The sequence below is a fragment of the Paraburkholderia sp. SIMBA_054 genome (assembly GCF_046534875.1).
In the GTDB taxonomy this organism is placed as follows: domain Bacteria; phylum Pseudomonadota; class Gammaproteobacteria; order Burkholderiales; family Burkholderiaceae; genus Paraburkholderia; species Paraburkholderia hospita.
Genome location: NZ_JAWRXV010000376.1, coordinates 1 through 354 on the forward strand (window position 1 = coordinate 1; position 354 = coordinate 354).

Sequence of the window (354 nt, forward strand, 5' to 3'; positions counted from 1 at the left end):
GATCGAGATTCGAAGTGGCGAGCGGCAAGGCGCTCAGGAATTGTGCGAGCCAGCCGAACGGAGCGTCGGCGAGGTGCGTGGCGAGTGGGCCGCGCACCGGGTTGTAGATGCGCGGCATCAGCGCATCGTGCAGCGAGGCCGTGTTATTTGCGGCGGCGTCGTGATCGTCGCGCGTCAACAGGCCGAAGCGATACGGCATGGACAACCCGCCGATCTGCGACATGTCGAAGGGCGGCAACTCCGCCGTCAACGACGCGAACGCACCGCTCTTCTGCAACGCCGCGCCGACCTGTTTCGCCGCCGCTTTCGCGAGCGCGTCGTCCTTGCTCGTCACCAGAAACACCGTGCGATCGC

At 66.1% G+C, this 354-nt stretch carries 1 pseudogene; it reads right to left on the reverse strand.

The window, feature by feature from the left end:
* A pseudogene (locus SB822_RS55555) lies at positions 1–354 on the reverse strand (MMPL family transporter); the annotation flags it as partial.